The sequence below is a fragment of the Bacillus sp. ME78 genome (assembly GCF_903970865.1).
Classification (GTDB): Bacteria; Bacillota; Bacilli; order Bacillales; family Bacillaceae_G; genus Bacillus_A; species Bacillus_A cereus.
Genome location: NZ_CAJCKK010000007.1, coordinates 123,860 through 148,164 on the forward strand (window position 1 = coordinate 123,860; position 24,305 = coordinate 148,164).

Below are 24,305 nucleotides of genomic sequence, written 5' to 3' on the forward strand. Positions count from 1 at the left end.
ATTTTTTAATCTAAATTTTCTGATTAATCACTATTTTATTTTCTTTTAGAATTCAATTATTACATTTGAAAACGCTTATCATCTCGTTTTCAGGGCAAAATACAGTAACGGTTGAAGAAAAATAGAACTTTTTTAGAAATTTTCTTTCTATTTCCATATAATTCTATTGACTTCTAAATATTTTGTAAATTAAAATGATTACATAAATATCCGTTATACAGGATTAGGGGGAAACAAAAATGGATGCAGCTTTAAAATTAGACAAAGCTGGAGAGCAACAATCACCAAAAAAACATCCACCAGGGTTATACTTGTTGTTCTTTACAGAGGCATGGGAAAGATTTAGTTATTACGGAATGCGTGGCTTATTAGTTCTTTATTTAACAACGAGCTTAGTAAGTGGCGGTTTAGGATTTGATAAAGCAGTTGCAGTTCAAATTTACGGTATTTTCACAATGCTTGTATATTTCACACCTATCATTGGTGGTTGGTTAACTGACCATTTCATTACGAAACGACACGCCATTACTATTGGCGGTATCATCATGGCAATTGGTAACTTTGTACTATTTTCAATGAATACGAAAACTGGACTATTTTTAGGATTAGGATTATTAGTTATCGGTAACGGATTCTTCAAACCAAATATTTCGACTTTACTAGGTCAATTATATAGCGACAACGATTCTCGTCGTGATAGTGCTTTCACTATCTTCTACATGGGAATTAACTTAGGAGCTCTTATCGCTCCATTCATTTGCGGTTACTTCACAGATTACAAATATGGATTCTTAACAGCTTGTATCGGTATGATCATTGGACAGGTTGCTTTTAATTTCTTAGCACCTCGTTACTTAGGAACAATTGGTACAACTGTTGTAGGTAAGAAGTCTAAAGAAAAAACTGCAAAAGTAATTGAGAAAAAACCTTTAACAACACAAGAGAAAAAACGTACAGCTGCAATTTTAATTTTAACTTGTTTCGTTGTATTCTTCTGGGCAGGCTTTGAACAAGCTGGTAGTTCTTTAACACTTTACACAGATAAGTTCGTAGATCGTACAATTGGTGGATTTACAATTCCAACACCTTGGTTCCAATCTGTAAACCCACTATTCATTATCTTACTAGCATTACCTGTTTCAGCTTTATGGATTAAACTTTCAAAAACAAAAAATGGTGATTTAAAAATCCCAACAAAAATGGCCCTAGGTATGATTTTACTAGGGATTGGATATTTAGTTCTAACTTTAGCTGTTTTAAAAACTGGTAGTGATGAAGGTAACATTACAATGAAGGCAAACTTACTATTCATTGTATTCACTTACATGTTCCACACAATCGGTGAATTATTCTTATCACCAATCGGATTATCTATGGTTAGTGCAATCGCTCCTGTTAAATTAGCTTCTTTATTAATGGGTGTATGGTTAGCTGGTACTGGATGTGCAAACTTCTTAGCAGGACAATTAGCTGCTTTCACTCAATCTTTAGGATATTTAGAAGTATTCGCGAGCATCGGTGTTATCGTAATCGTACTAGGATTAGTACTTCTTATGTTCTCTAAGAAAATTGCACATATGATGGAATAACAAAAAGACGCTTCTAAAATTAGAAGCGTCTTTTTTATTATTTCTCCTCTAAAGCTGTCACGTCCACATGAACGCTCTCACCAGGATTAGATACATCATACACTTGAGCACTCCCCTTCTGCTCATCACAGCTCTCAATCCATACTGGTACGCCCTCATATGTAACGTCAATTCTACTTGAAGAAGATAAGATTTGTTTCACACGTTTCACATCCATACTAATATCCCTCCTTTTGCTTACTACACTCCTTTCTATTTTTTCTTTTCCTTTTAGAATATATTCCGTAAAGCAGCATGTTGATTGATAGTCATTTCTTCCTCACATGCTAATATTTACTCTCTCGCTACCTTTCTGACAAATAAAAAAAGACGTATATTCTACACGTCTTTTTCCATAATATTCAAATTTTAAGAAAATAATGTTTTTACTACCGCACTTACTTTATCATTATGGATTTGGTAATACACTTCTAATCCTCGTCTTTCAAAGCGCACTACTTTATTTTGCTTTAACTTCGTTAAATGTTGTGAAACCGTTGATTGCGGAATTTCTAATACTTCCTGTAGTTGTGTTACATTACATGTTCCTCTTTGCATAAGTTCCATTACTAGACGTAGACGAAGTGGGTGAGCTAACGCTCTTAACATTTGTACATCTTCTTCTGAAATACGACATTCGAATTGATTTTGGCTCATAAAGTTCCCCTCATTTTCGTTTTTATTTGCGTTTTTATGTTCTTTTTATTTATTTATATATCTGTTCTTATATTTCCTGTTACGACATAACTTTATCAACCTATAAAGCCGAAAAATTTTTCCATTTTCATCAACAAAAATTCAGGAAAAAATCCTTGTTGATTTTGAATATTATACTATATGATATAACGAAAAAGCAAAATAATGGCCTACGAATACTTTGCTTGCAAACGTTGTTTTATCAGGCTTTTTGTTATATTTTCACCTCATTGAAATGCACAGTAACGGTATTGTAAAATACCGTCTATAATTGATAACCTATCGTAATGTAGTTGAACTATAATTAACCTCTTTGTTACGCTAAAAGGAATTTTCAGTAAAAAGAGATGATGTGATATTAAAAATTTGTTTCTTATTTTTTATTCGTATTGCAAGCGGTTGGACTGTTGTGCAAAACTTCCTATTAAATCCACTCACCATTCCTCCCTCACTAGATCAAACAGGACAGATCAGTTCATATATCAAACTTTATACTCGATATAAAAGATGGCATCTAATATACGCCTATAAGGAACATGCCATCTAAATAAGCAAAATAATATGCAAATAACTTATACAGCACACTTAAATTCATTTGAGTGTGTTTTTTGTCTACTTTATGAACAAAGCTTTTCTTTTAACACTATTATGGAATAATTATACTTTTTTACGTTGACAATAGTGTTGAAGGAGAATATACTAAGCATGTAAGTTGATTGTGAATAGTTTCACAAATAATGTGAATTTCTTCACATATAATAGATAGGAGTTGTCATTATTATGAGTACTTGGACACAAATTTATGACCCATTAAACAATATTTGGTTATCTGCACTAATCGCAGCACTTCCAATCTTTTGTTTCATCATTTGTTTAATGGGATTCAAAATGAAAAGTTACATGGCTGGTCTTTATAGTGTGATTGTCGCTATTATCCTTGCAATATTTGTTTATAAAATGCCAGCAACAGTAGCTGTAGCATCTGCTGGATTCGGTGTTTTATCTGGATTTTATCCAATTTGTACTATCGTTATCGCCGCAATTTTCCTTTACAAATTAACTGTTAAAACAGAGCAATTCAATATTATTCGCGATAGTATTTCAAGCATTACAAATGATCAACGTTTACAAGTATTATTAATCGCTTATTCTTTCGGTGCTTTCTTAGAAGGCGCAGCTGGTCTAGGGGTTCCAGTTGCTATTACAGCTGCACTACTTGTAGGTATGGGATTTAACCCATTAAAAGCAGCAGGTATTTGTTTAGTAGCTAATATCGCTGGTGGTGCTATGGGTGCTATGGGTATTCCAGTTACAGTACCAGCACAATTAACTGAACTTGACGCATTAACTATCGGTCGTCAAACTGTTCTTATTTTACCTTTCATTAGTATCATCTTACCTTTCTTACTTGTTTCAATGGTCGATGGAATTAAAGGTATTAAAGAAACTTGGCAAGGTATTCTTGTAAGTGGTGTTTCTTTCGCAATTACTCAGTTCCTTGTAACTTACTTCTTAGGCGCAGAACTTACTAACATTTTCGCAGCCGTTGTAAGTATGATTGCTCTTGCATTATTCTTACGTGTTTGGCAACCAAAATCTTCTACTAAAGAAGAAAAACAAGAAACTAAAGTATCACATACATTCAATCAAATTTTATATGCTTGGTCTCCATTCGTATTCTTAACTGCATTTGTAACAATCTTTAACTTAAAACCGATTAAAGCTTTATTTGCTCCAGATGGTGCGTTAGCAAACTTAGTATTTAACATTCAGTTCCCTGGTCTTCATAATGCTGTTATGAAAACTACACCAATTACAAAAGCTGATACACCTTTCGCAGCTGTTTTCAAATTCGATGTATTCTCTTCTACAACTACTGCGATTGTACTAGCAATTATCGTTTCACTTATCGTTTACCGCGTAAAAGGTAAAATGGTTAAAGAATTAATGATTGAAACAATGAAAGAATTAAAAGCTCCAGTATATACAATTTGTAGCGTTATCGCTTTAGCTTACGTAGAGAACTACTCTGGTATGTCATCTACACTTGGACTTGCATTCTCTTCTACTGGTAATGTATTCCCAGTTCTTTCTCCAATCTTAGGATGGATTGGCGTATTCATTACAGGTTCAGTAGTTTCAAGTGGTTCTTTATTCGCACCACTTCAAGCAGTAACAGCAGACCAGTTAAACATCGTTCCTTCTACACTCGTTGCCTTAAACGTAGTAGGTGGTACAATGGCAAAAATGGTTTCACCACAATCTGTAGCAGTTGCTTGTGCCGCAGTTGGACTAGTTGGGAAAGAATCTGCTCTATTTAAAACAGCAATGAAATACAGTTTAATCTTCTTAGCTGTTATTAGCTTACTTCAATTAAACGCTGTATTTAATATCTTTTAAAAATAAAACACCGATCCAAATGGATCGGTGTTTTTCACATTACATTTTTTTATTTTTTAATAAAGAAGCTCCAGCAATTTCAGGGTGAGTCATTTCGAATGGATCTAAAATAATATCCAATTCCTCTTCTGTCAGTACACCATGTTCTAAACATAACTCCCTAACAGATTTTCCTGTTTCAATTGCTTCACGTGCAATACGAGATGCTGCTTCATAACCAATATGAGGATTAACTGCTGTAATAATTCCAACACTTTTCTCAACATATTGCTTCAGCAATTCTTCATTTGCTGTAATTCCTTCAATACAATATTCACGGAATACACGGAATCCATTATTCATAATACTTATAGATTGAATTAAATTAAATACAAGCACAGGCTCCATTACGTTTAACTCTAATTGTCCTGCTTCTGATGCTAAGCAAATTGTATGATCGTTTCCGATTACTTGGAATGCGACTTGATTAATTACTTCTGCCATAACTGGATTTACTTTACCTGGCATAATCGATGAACCCGGCTGACGTGCTGGCAATTGAATTTCAGCTAACCCAACACGTGGACCAGACGCCATAATACGAAGATCGTTTGCAATTTTAGACATGTTCATCATACATACTTTAAGTGCTGCAGATACTTCTGTGTATGCATCTGTATTTTGCGTTGCATCAACTAAATGCTCTGCACCAACAAGTGGGAATCCACTAAACGTTCTTAAATGTTTTACCACTTGTTCAATATACGTAGGATTTGCATTTAATCCTGTACCAACAGCTGTCGCCCCCATATTCACTTCATATAAATGTTGACGAGACTGTTTAATTCTTTTTATATCACGCTCAAGCACTCGGCTATACGCTTCAAATTCTTGTCCAAGGCGAATTGGAACTGCATCTTGTAAATGTGTGCGTCCCATTTTAATAACGTGATCAAACTCTTTTGCTTTTTTACGAAAAGCAGAATGAAGTGCTTCCATTGTAATAAGAAGCTCTTCTAACATCATAAGAGTTGCAATATGAATCCCTGTTGGAAACGCATCGTTCGTTGATTGGGCCATGTTCACATGAGTGTTTGGGCTAATTTTCGCATACACCCCTTTTTCATACCCCATACGTTCTAACGCTCTATTCGCAATTACTTCATTTGTATTCATATTAATAGAAGTTCCGGCTCCGCCTTGAATAGGATCCACGATAAATTGATCATGAAACTTTCCATCAACAATTTCTTGCGCTGCTTCTGCAATTTCATGTCCAATGTCTTTAGCTAAGTAACCAGTATCTATATTCGCAAGTGCCGCCGCTTTTTTCACAATTGCCATTGCTGTAATGAGTGATGGATGAATGCGATATCCTGTAATTGGGAAGTTTTCTACGGCACGTAATGTTTGTACACCATAATAAGCTGCATTTGGTACTTCTTTTTCACCTAAAAAATCTTTTTCTATACGTATATCCTTCGTTGCTATCATTTTTATCACCTATACTTTTTCATTCTAAATCCTTATCCAAAAAATCCGCCCTCTAAAAACACGAGTATCATTCAGAAGAATTTTTCAGTATCCACCTTCACTATATAGCACCTTTTTTGAAAGCGCAAACATTTATTTTTCTGTATATCCTTTTTATTAAAGTTTATAGAAAATCATTCTTCTACTTTCCTTATTTCCACTCGTTTAATTTGATGCATATCCTTTTCAAGGACTTTAAAATAAAAACCGTGTTTCTCAATAACATCTCCTTCAGCAACGATTTGTTTTTGTACCATAATCCAGCCACCAATTGTATCTACATCATCAGCAATTAAATGTATGCCAAGCAAATCATTTACTTCACTAATAAGCACTTTTCCCTCTACGATTTTATAACCTTCACTTACATGCTCTATAGGTGGATTCTCATCTTCATCGTATTCATCTCGAATTTCTCCAACAATTTCTTCTAAAATATCTTCTAGTGTAACAATCCCTGCTGTACCACCATATTCATCATACAATACAGCTAATGGAATGTGTTTTATTTGCATTTGTAATAGTAAATCATGAATTGGAATATTTTCTAGCACTTCAATAACTGGCCTTGTATATGGCATAATCGAGCACTCCTCGTCCCGATTCCCATCCATATAACGAATAAATAAATCTTTTACATTAACCATCCCAATAATTTCATCTTTATCTTCACCAAATACAGGATATCTCGTGTACTTTTCTTGTGCGATTACTTTAATATGTGTTTCAAATGGTTCGTCCTCATATAAGCCTACAACTTCCGTACGAGGTACCATAATTTCTTTTGCTACTCTATTATCAAATTCAAAAATATTATTTACATATTTAAATTCCCTTTGGTTAATCTCTCCGCTCTCATAGCTCTCAGATAAGATTAACCTTAATTCTTCTTCTGAATGAGCTACTTCATGTTCAGAAGCTGGATGTAATCCGAATAAACCAGTTACAACCCTCGCTGAACCATTCAAAGCCCAAATAAACGGATACATAACTCGGTAAAAATAAATAAGTGGTTTCGATAACAATAAGCTAACTTGTTCTGCTTTTTGTATAGCAAATGTCTTTGGAGCAAGTTCCCCAATGACAACATGTAAAAATGTAATTACTGCAAAGGCAATAATAAATGAAACTGTACTGGAAATTGCAGGTGAGAATTGTAATTTTAAAAACAACGGCTCGAGTAAATGTTTAATAGTTGGTTCCCCTAACCACCCGAGCCCTAAAGCAGTAATTGTAATACCTAGCTGACAGGCCGATAAATATTCATCTAAATTTGACGTTACCTTTTTAGCTGCCAGTGCACCTCGTCTTTTTTCGCTAACGAGTTGATCAATACGACTGCTACGTACCTTAATAATTGCAAATTCAACAGCCACAAAAAATGCTGTTAACCCAATAAGAATGACTACCATCAATAATTTTAAAATATCCACATATGTCCTTTAGCTTTCTTAGCTAAAGTTACACCTCCTTTTAAAAAGAAGTTTCACTTTAGTTTCTTCAATTATTGGAAAGCAACTCTATATAAAATCCACCAATTTTCAAACCTCATACAATTCTAAAGGTAAACCATCGGGATCTTGGAAAAAGACGAATTTCTTCTCCGTTATTTCATCAATACGGATCGATTCTGTCTCAACACCACATTGATTTAAATGCTTCACAGCTTCTTCTATATTTGTAACAGCAAATGCTAAATGTCTAAGACCTGCTGCTTCTGGAAAACTTTTGCGCTCAGGCGGATTTGGAAATGAAAATAATTCGATTTGATACTCTTCTCCTACACATAAATCTAATTTATAAGAATCTCGTTCCTTTCTATATACTTCATTAAGTTCTTTAAATCCTAATATTCTAGTATAAAAATCCTTTGACGTCTCATAATTCGAACAAATAATTGCAACGTGATGCACTCTACATATATTCATACTCTCTCTATTCCTTTCTTTACCAAAGATGCATATTCTCTCTTGAAATGAAAAACATATATAGCAGAATATCTCTTTTAGGGGGCTTATCATGAAATTCATTACTTTTTTCGTCGGACTAATTGTTGTTTTCTTGCTCGCTTATATTGCTAGCAATAATAAGAAGCATATTAAATTTAAACCAATTTTTATCATGCTTATTATACAGTTAATTTTAACCTATTTACTACTAAATACAGAAGTCGGCCTCATACTAATTAGAATCATTTCCAGTTTGTTTACCAAGCTACTCGAGTATGCTGCTGATGGAATAAATTTCGTATTTGGTGGTCTTGCAAATAAAGGTGAAATGCCATTTTTCCTTACTGTATTATTACCAATCGTCTTTATTTCTGTTTTAATTGGCATATTACAACATTTCAAAATACTACCATTTTTTATTCATTGGATCGGGTACTTTCTTAGTAAAATAAATGGTCTTGGGAAATTAGAATCTTACAACGCTATCGCCTCTGCCATTGTCGGCCAATCAGAAGTTTTTATTACAGTGAAAAAGCAATTAGCTCAAATTCCAAAACACCGTCTTTATACACTTTGTGCCTCTGCTATGTCAACCGTATCTATGTCTATCGTAGGTGCCTACATGACAATGATTGAACCTAAATATGTAGTAACTGCACTCGTTCTCAATTTATTTAGCGGTTTTATTATCGTACTCATCATTAACCCTTACGACGTTAAAGATGACGAAGATATTTTAGAAATCAAAGGTGAAAAACAGAGCTTTTTTGAAATGCTTGGAGAATACATTGTTGATGGTTTTCGTGTAGCCATTGTTGTCGGCGCTATGCTCATCGGATTCGTCGCATTAATTAGTTGTATTAATGACCTGTTCCTCATTATATTCGGTATTACGTTCCAACAATTAATCGGCTATGTATTTGCACCTATCGCATTCCTTATCGGTGTACCAAGTTCTGAAATTGTCGCAGCTGGCAGCATTATGGCAACGAAGCTTGTAACGAATGAATTTGTCGCAATGATGGACCTCAGTAAAATTTCTAATAGCCTTTCTCCCCGTACAGTTGGTATTATTTCTGTTTTCCTTGTGTCTTTTGCCAATTTCTCTTCCATTGGTATTATTTCAGGTGCGGTAAAAGGACTAAACGAGGAACAAGGAAACGTTGTTGCGAGGTTTGGCCTTAAATTACTATATGGAGCTACTCTCGTTAGTATTTTATCTGCAATTATCGTAAGCATTATGTTGTAATTAGGTAAAATTTTATCATTTTCTTATCCCTATCTTTTGTATACAATAACGAATAGGTGTCTTATAAATAATCAAGACATCTATTTTTTATACATGTACAATCGCTTTTATTTAGCGTAAAATATTTTTTATGTGTTTGAATACACTTCTAAATGTATACACTTTGATAGTTTTAAAGGAGAAAAAATGATGAAATCCGACACGAACAACAATACGCGAGCCAAAAAAGGACGCTCAAAGAAAAAACGCCTACTTTGGTTCCTTCTTATTCCATTACTAATTGTAGCACTTGGAGCAGGAGGCTACTCCTTCCATATATACAGTAAAGCAAAGTCCGTCTTAAATAATGCTTATGCTGAACTAGGTCGAGGAGATAAGTCCAGCAAACGTGAAAAAGCTGTTAAACCTATGACCGACAACATTTCCGTACTTATTATGGGTGTTGATGAAAGTGAAATTAGGGAAAAAGGTTATGGAAAAGCGACTCGAACAGATGCGTTATTACTTGCAACAATTAATAAAAACGATAAATCCGTTAAACTTGTAAGCATTCCACGTGACTCACGCGTCTACATTAAATCACGTGATAAATACGATAAAATTACACATGCGCACGTATTCGGTGGTGTAGACAGCACAATTGATACGGTAGAGAACTTTTTAGATGTTCCAGTTGATTACTATGTAAAATTCAACTTTAAATCCTTTATTAAAATTGTTGATTCTCTTGGTGGTATTACTGTAGACGTTCCAGTTGAGTTCACAGAGCAAAATAGTAAAGATGAAGCAGATGCAATTCATCTTAAAAAAGGACGTCAACATTTAAATGGAGAAGAAGCATTGGCGCTAGCTAGAACTCGTCATATCGATAGTGATTATATGCGTGGCCAACGACAACAGCTTGTATTAGAGGCCATTGCTGAAAAGGCACTATCTCTTAATTCCATTAATAAAATCGGTGGCCTACTAGACGCTGTCGATAAAGATTTAAAAACCAATTTAACGTTTGATGATATGATGACAATTACAAAAAATTCAATGGATTCAAATTTAAAGATGGAAAAAATGCAAGTAGAAGGTACAGATAAATATATAGGTGGTATTTATTATTACGTTCCAAATGAAAAAAGCGTCGACACTATTTCAACTACCCTTCAAAAACATCTCGGTGTTACGAATAAAAATGAACATAAAAAATTATAATAAAAAGGCTGCTAGATCTTTCTAGACAGCCTTTTTATTATATTTTTCAACATATTTTTCATACACATTGTGACAAGAAGTGACAATTATTACAGCGATGTAACATTTTTTATGAAAACATTACACACACAGTGAAAATAATAGTATACTAGTACGTACATAATGTTATTTTCATCATTTTTATACAAAAAATGTAATACATATATTTATACATAAATTTCTGGGGGGAAATAAATGAAGCTAAGTAAAATACTGATTGGTTCTGCAATTGCTGGGGGCATATTACTTTGTGTAGGCGGTGTTGGAGGATATCAATATGTATCCAAATTAAATAATCAATTAGATACTACTGCATTACCAAATACTACATTTGAAGGTATTTCTCTCGACGGAAAAAATAAGAAAGATATTCAAGCAATTATTAATCAAAAGGTAGCTGAATTAGATCAAAAATCCCTTACCTACATATTCCAAAACGATAAACAAACTTACATATGGAAAGATTTAGGGATAAATTATAAAGAGAAAGATATTATTAACAAAATCTTTAAAGAACAAGAAGGAAACGTAATGAATCGTTACAAAATGCGTAAGCAAGCTGAAAACGGTGAATTAAAACGTGACTATAAATTAACACCACAATTAAATGCAACAGCTTATGAAACCTTTATAAAAGATAAATATAATGAAACATTAAAAAATCCTGTTAACGCAGAATTAAGTATTGAAGGCTCAACAGTAAATGTTAGTCAAAGCCAAAACGGAGAAAAAATTGATAAAGGGAAACTAAGCGGTTTAACAAATGAAGCTATTACTACTGGTAAATCAGATGTTACATTACCAGTTACATTCATAAAACCAGAACGTTCTACAGAAGACATACAGAAAATGGGTATTAAAGAAGTCATTGCTGAATATTCTACTCCAATGGCTGGCCGTAACGGAAATCAATCATTTAACGTAAATAAGTCAGCTAATACTTTAAGTGGGGTTATTGTCGCACCTGATGAAACATTTAGTTTTAACGGTCGCGTTGGCGTAACTGATGCTGCACATGGTTATAAATCTGCAGCAGTATATTCACAAGGTAAAGTAATACAAAGTGCAGGCGGAGGAGTTTGCCAAGTCAGTAGTACATTATACAGTGCAGCTTTAAGGGCAGATTTAGGCATTGTTTCTCGAAGCAATCATTCTATGCCAGTAAATTATTTACCACTTGGGCAAGATGCAGCAGTAGCAGATTATGGTCCAGATTTAAAATTTAAAAATAATACGGGCAATCATATTTATATTCAAGCATTTTCAAATGGAGGTAGTATTACTACACGCATTTTCGGTACAAATACTGGTAAAAATGTTGAAGTTTCTTCTCAAGTAATTAGTAGGACTAGTGATAAAATCACAGCGGTTACGTATAAAAAAGTAACACAAAACGGGGAAGTAATATCAAATGGACAAATTTCAAAAAGCGTATATAAAAGCGCTCCAAAAGAATAGATAATATCCACCGAATAGCATAAAGAAAAAGGCGTGATTATATCACGCCTTTTTCTTTTGCAGTAATAGTAAAAAAGTTTCAAGATGGTCTTTCGTTTCTTCTAAAGACCACATACGATTGCCTTGCTTCGTAGCTAATACACACGCCTCTTCCCACGCGTTCTTTTTCTTCATATTTATTAATTCATCACGTAATTTCAAAACAATTTCTTCGTCTTCTTGTTCAATAAACTCTTCCATCACGCTTACTATTTCATCCTCATGAACACTTAACGTACAGTACGATTTAAGAAAGTATTGTAACGTCGTATACATAATGTACTCCCCCTTCTTATTTATCAGATGGATAAGAAGTAATAATCTTAAACCCTAATTCTCCTGACTTATCTCTTGCTAAAACAGTAACAGTTTTTACCAACTTGTCTTTTACACTCATATTTTTCTTTATTACCGTTTTTCCAACCGGGAATGAATGTGTTGTATTTAGTACGAGACGAGCCTCTTTAGAATTTTTTAACCAGTCTTGAATTTCCTTATCATGCTGCTTCAAACTATCTTTTACAGCTTTCGTTGCTGTTTCCTTGTCATAGTATGTACTTGCTGCTGATACTTTATCTGTCTTCAAGCGATTCTTCAAATCTTCTTCTGATTTGCCTACATGTCTTTCAATCGTATGACCATTTTTAGGTGGCCCTTCCATTTCATCTAAAATATTATCACTAATTTTTTCTACTGATGTCGATTGATTCCCTGTTTGTTTCTCTGTTTTTTGTTCTTTTCCTGCACATCCACTTAAGATCAGCATTAGTGCCAATAAACCACTCAAGAAAAGACTACTTATTCGTTTCATCATATCACCTCTTTCATGATTATTATCGCAACTTCACTAAAAGTCAATTTCACAACGAAAAAATCTATCAGTTTTCATTTTTTCCATCTATTTTTCCATATTTACCCGCGCAATTTCATCAACCCTCTATTTTTCTACTTTTATAATATATACCCCCTATATTTTATGATTATTTCCCAGATGAAAACACTGATAATATAACTATAGAACTCTTTTATATAAAGGTTTTTATAGTGTTTTTCAAAATAATTTAAAATACCCCTGTTTTTATATACCCAATACCTATATAAGGTATAAAGACCCCTTCTTATCAACGTTTTTCTACATTATGTAAATTTACCCTTGCCTATACAAACGAAATATGGTGTAATGCAAAAAAAGATAAAGGATTTTAAACAATGGCTGAAACGATTCAAAATTTCTTAACAGAATACTATTCAATCGCAATTCCACTTAGTATCTTAATTAACATCATCATTAGTCTTTTAGGTTTTATCCCTAGTATTTTTTTAACCGCCATTAATATACAGCTCTTCGGTGTAACAAATGGCACAATCATTTCGATCGCAGGTGAGGCCTTAGGGGCTATTATCTCGTTTTATATTTACCGCATGGGCCTTCAAAAGTTCACTCACGATAAAGTAAATAAGTACCCAAAGGTAGAGCGTCTTCTTTATGTACAAGGTAGAGAGGCCTTTCTACTCGTTCTATCGTTTCGATTGATACCTTTCATCCCATCAAGTATCGTGACTTTATTTGCAGCTCTAGGGAAAATGTCATTACTCTCCTTCAGTATTGCCAGTACAATAGGTAAAATACCGGCATTATTGATTGAAGTATATTCGGCATATCATGTTATGAACGGAACAAATGAAGCGAAGTGGATTGTAACAATCGCAGGTTGCATTGGATTGTTCTATTTGTGGAAAAAATGGAGAAAAAAATAAAGAAGGAGCCTATGCTCCTTCTTTATTTTTGAAGTATTTTATTAATAGCTGTCCCTTAAATCCTTAATTTACACCAACAGCACTAAATGATTGCTTCACTGCATTTACTTCTGCAGAGCTAGCACCATATAAATCCGCTGCAGCTTGTACTGCACCAGCACGAGCTTGGCTAAATGTAGTAGATTGCGTGAAATATTGTGTATTTGCACGGTAATAAATTGCACCTAACTTATCTTTACCAATGCCCGTTACAGTTACACCCGAATGCGTACCACCATTTGCTAATAAATAAGCTTGTTTGTTAATGATACCACTGTTTGTATGAACCCCACCGTTATCACTAGTACCAGTGTAACGCTTAGAATAATGGTCTGGGTCACCATATTTCGCTGGATCACTCATAGAGCGAAGCGCATCTCCTGCTTTACCAGGCGTGTAAATATCTTCACCAATCTCCCAATCTGGGTTACGGTTATCATAGAATTCTACTAAAGTACCAAAGATATCAGAAATCGCTTCATTTAACGCTCCTGATTCATTTTGATAAATTAAGTCCGAGCTATTTTCCGTAACAGCATGCGTTAATTCGTGACCAATTACGTCAATTCCACCAGATAATGAAGTGAATGTTACACCATCTCCATCTCCGTATACCATTTGTGAGCCGTTCCAGAATGCATTATTATACTTACTTCCGTAATGAACTGTTGATTTTAACGGTGCCCCTGCATCATTAATAGAGTTTCTATTAAATGTAGCTTTATAATAATCATATGTTTTACCTGCATAGTAATGAGCATCTACTGCCGCTGCATCATACGCTGCATTGAAAACATTATCTGCATCTAACCATAAAGTTCCTGGCAATGTAGTACGATTTTTCGCATCATATGTGAAAATCGTTGCTCCGCGCGTATTATCTTGTAAGTAGTAAGATGAGCCCGATAATGTTGTATTGAGTGATTTCGTATCTCCTAATACACCTTTACCAGTTCCTACTTTATTTGTTCCTGTTACAGGTTTTACTACTGCTTTCGCATCCTGTTTAGGAGCCTCTTGCTTAACTGGTGATTTATCTTCATTTGTTACATGATCCAATTTATTATATTTATTTAATACTTTACCGCTGTCTGCCTCAATGAAATAGTAGTAGTTTCCTGGACTTGGATCTAAGAAGTTTAGATTTACAACGTATGCATATGTTGTTTCTTCACCATTTTGATATACATATAAGTCCGCTTTTGGTTCTACCTCATATTTCGGTGTTCCCCCTAAATCTTGCTGCGCGATTTCAATCGCTTTTGCGCCTTCAATCTTATTTTTATTTTTCAACTTTTCCTTCTTGTCTAAATCAGGTGCAACTGTTCCAGACAATACTTTTAAAGAACCGTCTTTACTTACGTGAGCTACTTGAGTAGAACCCCATACAGGTACTCCTTCGTAAACTTGTTGCATACGTACTACTGTTGAATCAGTTACAGCATCTTTCTTCACTTGTTTCACTTTGAAAGAATCTTGCGCACTCTTTTCCCCTAGCTTGTAATCACCTTTTGCTGCGTTTAAGTAATCAAACACAACAGATTCTGCTTTCTTACCAGTCGCTCCAGTTAGATCACCAGAAATAAACTCAGGTGACTGTACTGTCTCATTGTACTTCTTCGTAGAGAGTACATTTTTAGAATCCGCAAATGCAGAGCCTGTCCCTCCAAACGTTGTAACTGCCATTCCTGTCGCTAACACTAACGCTAAACTTTTCTTTTTCATGAACCTTCCCCCTAATAAAAATTTTTTTGAAAAAGAGTAGTTTCATATTAGCATTATGTTTCCACTATTAATATACTAAAAATTCAAATAATTTTTTTCTCAAGTTTTGTAGAATTTTGAGGAACAAATATTGAAAAAACCCTTTCCGATTGGAAAGGGTGGAGATTATAAATTAACTTGTTCAACAGTTTTAGCTTGTTGACCAACAATATCAGGTTTACTGCTATATTGATGTATTCCTCCAGCAACTGTAAGAGTCAATATAAACGCCAATACTCCAAATACCATCTTTTTCATGTTTATTCCTCCTTATTATCATTCATTAAATCAATAACTAACCTATAATATCGATTACTTTCTTCAAATCTCGATAAACTGGAAAAATGTTCTGCTAGTTCAACGTATACTTTCTTTAATTCTATTTTATTTCCTGCAGATTTATACAACGGGATAGCCTCATTTTCCAAAAATGCTTTATAATCTTTTGCTTCTTCAAAATATTTATATCTAAGCATTAAAAGCAAATATAATTTTGCATTAAATCTCTCTTCCTGTTTTGCTGCATCAATTCCCTTATCAATTAATGTCCTTGCCTCTTCCAATTCTTCTAATTTAATGCATACTAATGCCATTTCGTATATTGTATCTAAATAGTTTAAATCTATTTGTTTTTGAAGTTGTAGACTATCTAAATAATATTTTTTCGCTTGCTGATATTTGCCTTTTTTATAATAGATACTTCCCATATTACTTAAAGTAATAGCTAATAGTACATCCTTATCAGCAAAAGATGTGGCCTCTCTCAATATACTCTCATACATTTTTAAAGCTTCTTCATACTGACCTTTTTCTGTATAACTTACCGCAATAAGGATTTGGCAATTAATTATGTTTCTAAACTTATATTCACTACGAAATCCTTCTAATGCCATATTTACAAAATGAATTGCAAGATGATGAATATCTAAATGAGTATATGCAAGCGCTATATTATAATACAAACCTGTTTCATGATACCCTTGTTCTTTGGCCATTACTTCTGTTTTTAATAAGTAATCTAGCCCATCCTTCCATCTATACTGTAAACAGCACAATAATCCTCTACTATACATATATAACAACTTCTGAAATGGAGAATATTTTTTATATACCTTCTTCAACTTATCTAATTCTTCTTCGAGTGCAGAAATATCCCTTTTCATAATTAAATAACGTGTATACAGCAGTTTATAATAATTTATAATTTCAAAATCCAACACATGCTTCATTTCACCTTGCAACTCTTCATATATACGTTCTACTTGTTGCTTGTCTAAATGAACTAGTGCATTTAACCATTCATCTAGCTTCCCCTTCACATCTTCTTCTACATCTCTCAAATCCGTCACGGCAATTTCTAGTCTTGTGCAGAGCAATTGTAGAATTTCTTCTGATGCTTCGATCTTTCCATTTTCAATCTTACTTAAGTATGAGACAGAACAAATGCCCTGACATAATTCTTCTTGTGTCATTTTTTGCTGAAGCCGTTTGTAAAAGACTTGTTTGCCTATTTTTTCTAATGTTTGTTGCATTGTCCTCCTCCATTCTCATTACCCCATTACTCTAATAATACATAAAATTCGGAGAAATATAAATTGATAAATATAAATTTTCTAAAAAATATGCATAATTTCATTTTTTTCTCTCTTGACTTCACTTCAATATCTCTTCTTTGCTACGAATGGTGAAAAATTGGTATACTATAACCAAATTATGGAGGTGTTCTCGCGATGACTCATTATAAAGACGATAGTTATGCCTTACATACAGACCTATATCAAATCAACATGGCTTATACATATTGGAAAGATGGTATTCATAATCGCCGTTCCGTGTTTGATTTATACTTTCGAAAGCTTCCATTCGAGAACGGTTATGCTGTTTTTGCTGGCCTTGAGAAAATTGTAGAGTACATAGAAAATTTCAGCTTTACTGAAAGCGATATCGCTTATTTAGCAGAATTACAATTTGAAGAAGAATTCCTTCATTATTTACAAAATATGAAATTCACTGGGACGATTCGTAGTATGCAAGAAGGTGAAGTTGTATTTAATAACGAGCCTTTATTACGCGTTGATGCACCACTCGGTGAAGCACAAATTATTGAAACCGCTCTCTTAAATATTGTGAATTACCAAACATTAATTGCAACAAAAGCTGCTCGTATGAAACATGCTGCAAATAATGATGAGCTTTTAGAGTTCGGCACAAGACGTGCCCACGAGTTCGACGCTGCCCTTTGGGGGACGCGTGCTGCCTTTATTGGTGGTTTCTCCTCTACAAGCAATGTTCGTGCTGGGAAACGCTTTGGGATCCCTGTAGCTGGCACACATGCGCACTCGTTCGTTCAAGCATATCGCGATGAATACGTCGCATTTAAGAAATACGCTGAAACTCATAAAAAGTGCGTCTTTCTCGTTGATACATATGACACATTGAAATCTGGTGTTCCAAATGCAATTCGTATTGCAAAAGAATTTGGGGATCGTATTGATTTCTATGGTATACGTCTTGATAGTGGTGATATGGCTTATTTATCGAAAAAGGCACGAAAACTACTAGATGAATCAGGGTTTACAAATACAAAAATTATCGCTTCTAGCGATTTAGATGAATACACAATTATGCACCTTAAATCTCAAGGAGCAAAAATTGACGTATGGGGCGTTGGGACGAAATTAATTACGTCCTTTGAGCAACCTGCATTAGGGGCTGTTTACAAACTTGTTGCGATTGAAGATACTGACGGAAAATTAAATGATACGATTAAAATTTCATCTAATCCTGAAAAAATTACCACTCCAGGACTGAAACGAATTTATCGTATTATCAATCGGGTTAACAATCATGCAGAAGGCGATTATATTGCGTTAGATTCTGAAGAACCTGAAAAAGAAGAGCGCTTAAAAATGTTCCATCCAGTTCACACATATATAAGTAAATTCGTAACAAACTTTGAAGCCCGTGAACTCCATAAAGACATTTTCGTTAACGGTGAAAGAACATATGAACTACCAAGTATATTAGATATTCAACAATATAATGAACAGAGTCTCGCTCTATTTTGGGAAGAATACATGCGAACTTTAAATCCCGAAGAGTATCCTGTCGATTTAAGCCAAGAATGTTGGGATCATAAAATGAATTACATTCAAACAGTTCGAGAACAAGTTGAAAAAAACATACAAAAGTAAACAGAGAAGTTTCTCCTTCTCTGTTTTTTTCAATACTATATGGATATTTGTAAAAAATATATTAAAATAATAAGACGAATGTTTTTTATTTGCAAATTTTAATATTATGCTATTTAAAAGTAAAATAATATTTGATATTATTTTATTGAATCAATTTCAACAAAATCACTAATAAAAAAGAGGACGCAGGTTGCGTCCTCTTTTTTATAAATCTTTCACTCGTAATACACGCATTGCATTTAACACTGCAAGTAGTGTCACACCAACATCTGAGAAAACAGCTTCCCACATTGTTGCAATACCAAAGGCACCAAGTAATAGAACGATCCCTTTTACACCTAAAGCAAAGATGATATTTTGCCACACTATACTTCTTGTGCGTTTTGCAATTTTTACAGCTGTCGCAATTTTTGAAGGCTCATCAGTCATAATAACGATGTCTGCCGCTTCAATTGCTGCATCTGATCCTAAACCACCCATCGCAATACCAACGTCTGCACGGGCTAATACTGGTGTATCGTTAATACCGTCACCAACGAAGGCAATTTTTTCTTTTCCATGCTTCGCTGCATCAATTTTTTCAATCTCTTCTACTTTTTGTTGCGGTAGTAATTCCGCATGAACTTCATCTAAGCCTAATTCTTTACCGACAGCTTCACCAACTGTTTTTGCATCACCAGTTAACATTACTGTCTTTTTAATACCTAGTTCTTTTAACTTTTGAATCGCTTGTTTCGAATCCTCTTTCACCTCATCAGAAATAACAATATAACCTGCATATTTTCCATCTACAGCAACGTGAACTAATGTACCTACTGTTTCTGGTTGTTTAAATTCAATATTTTCTTTTCTCATTAATTTTGCATTACCTGCAAAAATTTCTTTTCCTTGTACTTTTACGACTGTACCGTGACCAGAAATTTCGTTATAATCATCGATTATTTTTTCATCAATTGATTTTCCATATGCCTTTCGAATAGATTGGGCAATTGGATGGTTAGAATACACTTCAGCAAATGCCGCATACTCTAATAACTCTTCGCTTGTAGTACCTTCGCTCGGTTCCATTTTTGTAACTTTGAAAACACCTTTTGTTAATGTTCCTGTTTTGTCAAAAACAATATATTTTACATCATTTAAAGCTTCTAAATAGTTACTACCTTTTACTAACACACCACTTTTAGATGCACCACCGATACCTCCAAAGAATCCAAGAGGAATGGATACAACTAACGCACATGGACAAGAGATTACTAAGAACACTAAAGCTCTATAAATCCACTCAAAGAATGTAGCCCCTTCTAAAATAAGCGGTGGAATAAACGCCATGATCGCCGCTGTAATAACTACAACTGGAGTGTAGTAACGCGCAAACTTCGTAATAAAGTTTTCTGTCGGTGCTTTTTTACTACTTGCATTTTGAACTAAATCTAAAATTTTTGATACAGTAGATTCACCAAATTCTTTTGTAACTTCAATTGTTAATACACCATTTTGGTTTACAAAACCACTTAATACGTCATTACCAACTTCTACTTCACGCGGTACAGATTCACCTGTAAGTGCTGAAGTATCCATCATTGATGTTCCCTCGACTACTTTTCCGTCTAATGGTACTTTCTCACCCGGTTTTACGATAATATAATCGCCGATTTGTACATCTTCCGGTGATACTTGTTTCGTTTCATTTCCAACCTTTACATTCGCATAATCAGGACGAATATCCATTAATGAAGTAATTGATTTTCGAGAGCGGTTTACCGCAATGCTTTGGAATAGTTCTCCTACTTGATAAAATAGCATTACTGCTACGGCTTCTGAATATTGCTGAATTGCAAAGGCTCCTACAGTTGCAATTGCCATTAAGAAGTTTTCATCAAATACTTGGCCGCGAGTTATGTTTCTTACCGCTCTCCAAACGATATCTCCACCTATTAATAAATAAGCAAGGACGAATAACGGAATTGTTACCATTTGTGGTAAGCTCGCTAATGCAGCAATTGCTGTCAAAATTCCGCCGACCACTAATCTCCCTACCATCTTTTTCACGTTTGCTTCACCATGATCGTGACTATGTCCGTGGTCATGACCGTTCTTCTCTTCACGAACAACTTTCACATCTGGCTCTAACTTTTGAACGACATTTGTTATATTTGCTACAGTTGCTTCTAGTTCTCTTTTATTCGCAACTTCTACTCGTAGTTTCTTCGATACGAAATCAACAGTTGCTTCTGAGACAGCTGGCATTTCCTTCACTTTATTTTCAATTTTCATTGCACAGTTCGCGCAATCTAAACCTTCTAATATAAATACTTCTTTAGCAATTTTATTTTTTTGTTCTTCTTGCACTTTAATATGCGGTTCTAATTTTGTAACGAGTTGTTTTGCTTCCGTAACAACTTCGTTTTCTTTATTTTGTGCTGTTTCTAAGATCATTGTCTTTGTTGCGAAGTTTACAGAGCAAGAATTTACTCCTTCTATATTCCCAACACCTTTTTCAATTTTCATTGCACAATTCGCACAATCTAAACCTTCTAACATCAGTTTCTTTTTCACTAACGCTTCAGCCATCGTTCTCCCTCCTCGCGTTCTTTTTATTCTTCTTCGTTTACGTGTTCAAACGCTTGCTCGAAGATATGAATTACGTGCTGGTCAGCTAACGAATAATAAACAACCTTTCCTTCTTTACGATTCTTCACAAGTTTCGCTTGCTTTAACACACGAAGCTGATGCGAAATAGATGATTGTGTCATTCCTAATAAATAAGCTAAATCACAAACGCACATTTCAGCTTCAAATAGCGCATGTAATATTCTCGTACGTGTACGGTCACCTAATACTTTAAATAGTTCTGCTACTTTACTTAAACTTTCATCAGTTGGAATTGTTTGTTTTACTTGCTCAACAACTTCTTCATGAATTATCGTTTGAGAACATGTCTCTTGTGGTGTTTCTACTTTATTTCCAGCCATTATAGCTCACCTCTTTAATTGAACATATGAACAATCATTCATATATCTTATACTCTTATTATATGAGCGCCTACTCATATGTGTCAATGAAATCTGAATTTTTTTTATGAACATTTCGTTCACATTTTAGTAAGGCATATACATATTTTCCGCATCCTCTATATTCTCATACAAAAAAGGATGTACAATTCGCACACCCTTTTTTACTTACTTTTCATTTTTCACCGCATCCACAATTAAAGAAACAAATCCTAACTGATTATCCCGATTTCTATGGTCAAAACGTTTCGAACGATAAATAAATCCATCTTTCTCATTCCAATCATTATAGTGAAACTTACCATTCTCATCACAGTATTCTAAGAGCCTCACTTGAAAACCTGCTGATTCAAACATGGACGTGATTGTTTTATAGTTATGAACAATTTTATGGCTTGCTGCAGGATGATCTAATGGACCAGGTCCCCCCACTTGTACCCCTTGCTGATATTCTTCATCTGGAAAAAATGCATCTGGTACTGCACAACGAATATATCCATTCTCCATTAAAAACTCATAACAAATTTTTGCAGCTTCAATTCCTTCTTCATATGATAAATGCTCCCATACATGCTCTGCCAAAATGACTGATAAAGAATTAGATTGAAACTTATCAAGCCAAGTTTCTCTCCGTAATAAATTTAATTCTTCTTCATTCGTATGTAACCAACCAGGGTTATTATTATAATCCTCTGCTCCAACAACAACTTTTATTTCTTCCATTTTTCTCACACCCTTTTTTCATATTCCGACATAAAAATTCAACAAAGTAATATATGTTCCCTTTATTTCAAAAAAAGAAAAAGCCTTGCGCGCTCCCTAGACGCACAAGGCTTACTGTGTTTATATCCCTTTAATTAGCTTGTTCTAAATTATCCTGCGAACTTCCATCGTCTTTTAAATGACTATGTTTTTTCGAATAAACAAAGTATACAACTACTCCAATCGCTAACCAAATACCAAAGTATATCCATGTTGTTAACGGTAAATTTACCATTAAGAATAGACAACATGCAATTGAAATAATCGGTAAGATCGGTACAAGTGGTACCATAAATCCACGTTGTAATTTCGGATGCGTTTTACGAAGAATGATAACAGTTACACCAACCATGGCGAATGTTAATAACGCTCCAATATTCGCTAAATTCGACAATTCTTTTAAATCGATAAATCCAGCAATTAAAGCACTACCAATTCCTGTTAACCAAACTGAAAATGTTGGCGCTTCAGTCTTCTTGTTAATTTTCGCAAAAGATTTTGGTAATAAACCGTCACGACTCATTGCGAAGAATACACGTGTTGTCGCATAAATGTAAGCGAAAATTACAGCCATAATACCGATTACAGCTCCAATAGCAATTACACCAGCCACTTTATCTTGTCCTACAACCTCTAACACATATGCCATCGCTTCCGGTACATCTAGCTCTTTATAAGAAACCATACCCGTCATAACGAGACAAACTACAACATAAATGATTGTACAAATAACTAACGAAGCAATAATACCAATTGGTAGATCACGTTGCGGATTTTTTACTTCTTCAGCAGAAGTTGCTAATGCATCAAATCCTAAGAAAGCAAAGAATACTGCTGCTCCCCCTGCGAACACTCCACTTAAACCGTAAGGTGCAAATGGTATCCAGTTTTCTGGTTTCACGTAGAATACACCAACTGCAATGAATAAAACAACAATACCAATTTTAATTAATACCATTATGTTATTCACACGCTTACTTTCTTTCGTACCTCGTGATAATAACCAAGTTATCACTAACGTAACGATAACTGCTGGTAAGTTTACCATACCACCTTGCGCTGGAATTGTTAGCAACGCTTTCGGAATTTCAAGTCCCAGTCCACTCACTAAATTATTGAAATAACCAGTCCATCCGCCAGCTACTGCGGCAGTCGTTACGACATATACGGATAGTAATGTCCATCCCATTAAATGAGCAACAAACTCACCAATTGTTGCATACGAATATGTGTACACACTACCTGAAACAGGAAGTGTAGATGCAACTTCTGCATAACATAATGCTGCAAATCCACAAACAATTGCTGCAATCATAAATGAAAAAATAACTGCTGGACCAGCATCTCTTGCTGCTACTAATCCAGTTAATACTAGAACTCCTGTACCAATTATCGCACCAATCCCTAGCATTGTTAGGTCAAATGCCCCTAGCGTTTTCGTCAAAGTTTTACTTTTACTTTCCCCTAACAATTGCGTAACGGATTTCTTTTTAAATAGGTTGGCCACGATGTATGCCCCCTTTTACTAAGAAGAGCTAAGAGGTATTATCTCTTAGCTCTTATCATGTTGTATTATATATTGTTCGATTTTGTTTTGTATAATG

21 protein-coding genes are annotated in these 24,305 nt (G+C 34.4%); 7 read left to right on the forward strand and 14 right to left on the reverse strand.

Going from position 1 to position 24,305, the window contains the following annotated elements; all coding sequences use genetic code 11:
• Positions 1-239: 239 nt before the first annotated feature.
• A complete protein-coding gene (locus H6481_RS11120) occupies positions 240-1,589 on the forward strand; it encodes a peptide MFS transporter (RefSeq protein ID WP_000338305.1) in 1,350 nt (449 codons plus the stop codon).
• 37 nt (positions 1,590-1,626) lie between these two features.
• Here the strand turns inward: H6481_RS11120 and H6481_RS11125 are convergent, their stop codons facing one another.
• On the reverse strand, positions 1,627-1,806 hold the full coding sequence (locus H6481_RS11125) for an acid-soluble spore protein H (protein ID WP_000382679.1): 180 nt from the start codon (positions 1,804-1,806) through the stop codon (positions 1,627-1,629).
• Positions 1,807-1,997: 191 nt separating this feature from the next.
• Positions 1,998-2,285 (reverse strand): metalloregulator ArsR/SmtB family transcription factor, encoded by a 288-nt coding sequence (locus tag H6481_RS11130; protein ID WP_000081428.1) that lies wholly within the window; start codon positions 2,283-2,285, stop codon positions 1,998-2,000.
• 819 nt (positions 2,286-3,104) lie between these two features.
• Between H6481_RS11130 and H6481_RS11135 the strand changes: the two genes are divergently transcribed.
• Positions 3,105-4,724 carry a lactate permease LctP family transporter gene (locus tag H6481_RS11135; protein ID WP_071732238.1) on the forward strand — a complete coding sequence of 540 codons (1,620 nt, stop codon included), beginning with the start codon at positions 3,105-3,107 and terminating at the stop codon, positions 4,722-4,724.
• Between the two features lie 39 nt (positions 4,725-4,763).
• Here H6481_RS11135 and aspA read toward each other — a convergent pair whose 3' ends face one another.
• From aspA to H6481_RS11150, 3 genes are all read right to left on the reverse strand, one after another.
• On the reverse strand, positions 4,764-6,197 hold the full coding sequence (gene aspA / locus H6481_RS11140; protein ID WP_071732239.1) for an aspartate ammonia-lyase: 1,434 nt from the start codon (positions 6,195-6,197) through the stop codon (positions 4,764-4,766).
• 173 nt (positions 6,198-6,370) lie between these two features.
• Positions 6,371-7,669 (reverse strand): hemolysin family protein, encoded by a 1,299-nt coding sequence (locus tag H6481_RS11145; RefSeq protein WP_071732240.1) that lies wholly within the window; start codon positions 7,667-7,669, stop codon positions 6,371-6,373.
• Between the two features lie 108 nt (positions 7,670-7,777).
• A complete protein-coding gene (locus tag H6481_RS11150; protein ID WP_001017676.1) occupies positions 7,778-8,164 on the reverse strand; it encodes a VOC family protein in 387 nt (128 codons plus the stop codon).
• 91 nt (positions 8,165-8,255) lie between these two features.
• Here H6481_RS11150 and H6481_RS11155 point away from each other — a divergent pair, with 91 nt between their 5' ends.
• The 3 genes from H6481_RS11155 (at position 8,256) to H6481_RS11165 (ending at position 12,134) form a co-directional block, all read left to right on the forward strand.
• A complete protein-coding gene (locus H6481_RS11155; protein ID WP_182811662.1) occupies positions 8,256-9,434 on the forward strand; it encodes a nucleoside transporter C-terminal domain-containing protein in 1,179 nt (392 codons plus the stop codon).
• A 186-nt stretch (positions 9,435-9,620) separates the two neighbouring features.
• The gene (locus H6481_RS11160; protein ID WP_002153524.1) at positions 9,621-10,637 is read left to right on the forward strand and encodes an LCP family protein; all 1,017 of its coding nucleotides are present in this window, start codon (positions 9,621-9,623) and stop codon (positions 10,635-10,637) included.
• Between the two features lie 234 nt (positions 10,638-10,871).
• On the forward strand, positions 10,872-12,134 hold the full coding sequence (locus H6481_RS11165; protein WP_071732243.1) for a VanW family protein: 1,263 nt from the start codon (positions 10,872-10,874) through the stop codon (positions 12,132-12,134).
• Between the two features lie 42 nt (positions 12,135-12,176).
• On the opposite strand, the gene H6481_RS11170 is transcribed toward H6481_RS11165, so the two are convergent.
• Together H6481_RS11170 and H6481_RS11175 are read right to left on the reverse strand one after the other, a co-directional pair.
• On the reverse strand, positions 12,177-12,449 hold the full coding sequence (locus tag H6481_RS11170; RefSeq protein ID WP_065482127.1) for a hypothetical protein: 273 nt from the start codon (positions 12,447-12,449) through the stop codon (positions 12,177-12,179).
• A 16-nt stretch (positions 12,450-12,465) separates the two neighbouring features.
• The gene (locus H6481_RS11175) at positions 12,466-12,984 is read right to left on the reverse strand and encodes an RNase A-like domain-containing lipoprotein (protein ID WP_000822706.1); all 519 of its coding nucleotides are present in this window, start codon (positions 12,982-12,984) and stop codon (positions 12,466-12,468) included.
• Positions 12,985-13,382: 398 nt separating this feature from the next.
• On the opposite strand from H6481_RS11175, the gene H6481_RS11180 reads away from it, so the two are divergent.
• Entirely contained in the window at positions 13,383-13,931 is a 549-nt protein-coding gene (locus H6481_RS11180; RefSeq protein ID WP_000852216.1) for a VTT domain-containing protein, read from the forward strand.
• A 63-nt stretch (positions 13,932-13,994) separates the two neighbouring features.
• On the opposite strand, the gene H6481_RS11185 is transcribed toward H6481_RS11180, so the two are convergent.
• The 3 genes from H6481_RS11185 to H6481_RS11195 all read right to left on the reverse strand — a co-directional run bounded on the left by H6481_RS11185 (position 13,995) and on the right by H6481_RS11195 (position 17,266).
• The gene (locus H6481_RS11185) at positions 13,995-15,695 is read right to left on the reverse strand and encodes a M4 family metallopeptidase (protein ID WP_071732244.1); all 1,701 of its coding nucleotides are present in this window, start codon (positions 15,693-15,695) and stop codon (positions 13,995-13,997) included.
• Between the two features lie 165 nt (positions 15,696-15,860).
• Complete coding sequence (gene nprX / locus H6481_RS11190) at positions 15,861-15,992, reverse strand: quorum-signaling peptide NprX (RefSeq protein ID WP_000738910.1); 132 nt, start codon at positions 15,990-15,992, stop codon at positions 15,861-15,863.
• A 2-nt stretch (positions 15,993-15,994) separates the two neighbouring features.
• Complete coding sequence (locus tag H6481_RS11195; RefSeq protein ID WP_001187961.1) at positions 15,995-17,266, reverse strand: tetratricopeptide repeat protein; 1,272 nt, start codon at positions 17,264-17,266, stop codon at positions 15,995-15,997.
• A 198-nt stretch (positions 17,267-17,464) separates the two neighbouring features.
• Between H6481_RS11195 and H6481_RS11200 the strand changes: the two genes are divergently transcribed.
• Positions 17,465-18,928 carry a nicotinate phosphoribosyltransferase gene (locus H6481_RS11200; RefSeq protein ID WP_071732245.1) on the forward strand — a complete coding sequence of 488 codons (1,464 nt, stop codon included), beginning with the start codon at positions 17,465-17,467 and terminating at the stop codon, positions 18,926-18,928.
• 204 nt (positions 18,929-19,132) lie between these two features.
• On the opposite strand, the gene H6481_RS11205 is transcribed toward H6481_RS11200, so the two are convergent.
• The 4 genes from H6481_RS11205 to H6481_RS11220 all read right to left on the reverse strand — a co-directional run bounded on the left by H6481_RS11205 (position 19,133) and on the right by H6481_RS11220 (position 24,208).
• Positions 19,133-21,499 (reverse strand): heavy metal translocating P-type ATPase, encoded by a 2,367-nt coding sequence (locus H6481_RS11205; RefSeq protein ID WP_182811665.1) that lies wholly within the window; start codon positions 21,497-21,499, stop codon positions 19,133-19,135.
• Positions 21,500-21,522: 23 nt separating this feature from the next.
• Positions 21,523-21,900, reverse strand: coding sequence for a metalloregulator ArsR/SmtB family transcription factor (locus H6481_RS11210; RefSeq protein ID WP_000918378.1), 378 nt, complete (start codon positions 21,898-21,900; stop codon positions 21,523-21,525).
• 207 nt (positions 21,901-22,107) lie between these two features.
• Entirely contained in the window at positions 22,108-22,662 is a 555-nt protein-coding gene (locus tag H6481_RS11215; RefSeq protein WP_061661010.1) for a hypothetical protein, read from the reverse strand.
• Between the two features lie 130 nt (positions 22,663-22,792).
• On the reverse strand, positions 22,793-24,208 hold the full coding sequence (locus H6481_RS11220) for an amino acid permease (protein ID WP_001284897.1): 1,416 nt from the start codon (positions 24,206-24,208) through the stop codon (positions 22,793-22,795).
• Positions 24,209-24,305 lie beyond the last annotated feature (97 nt).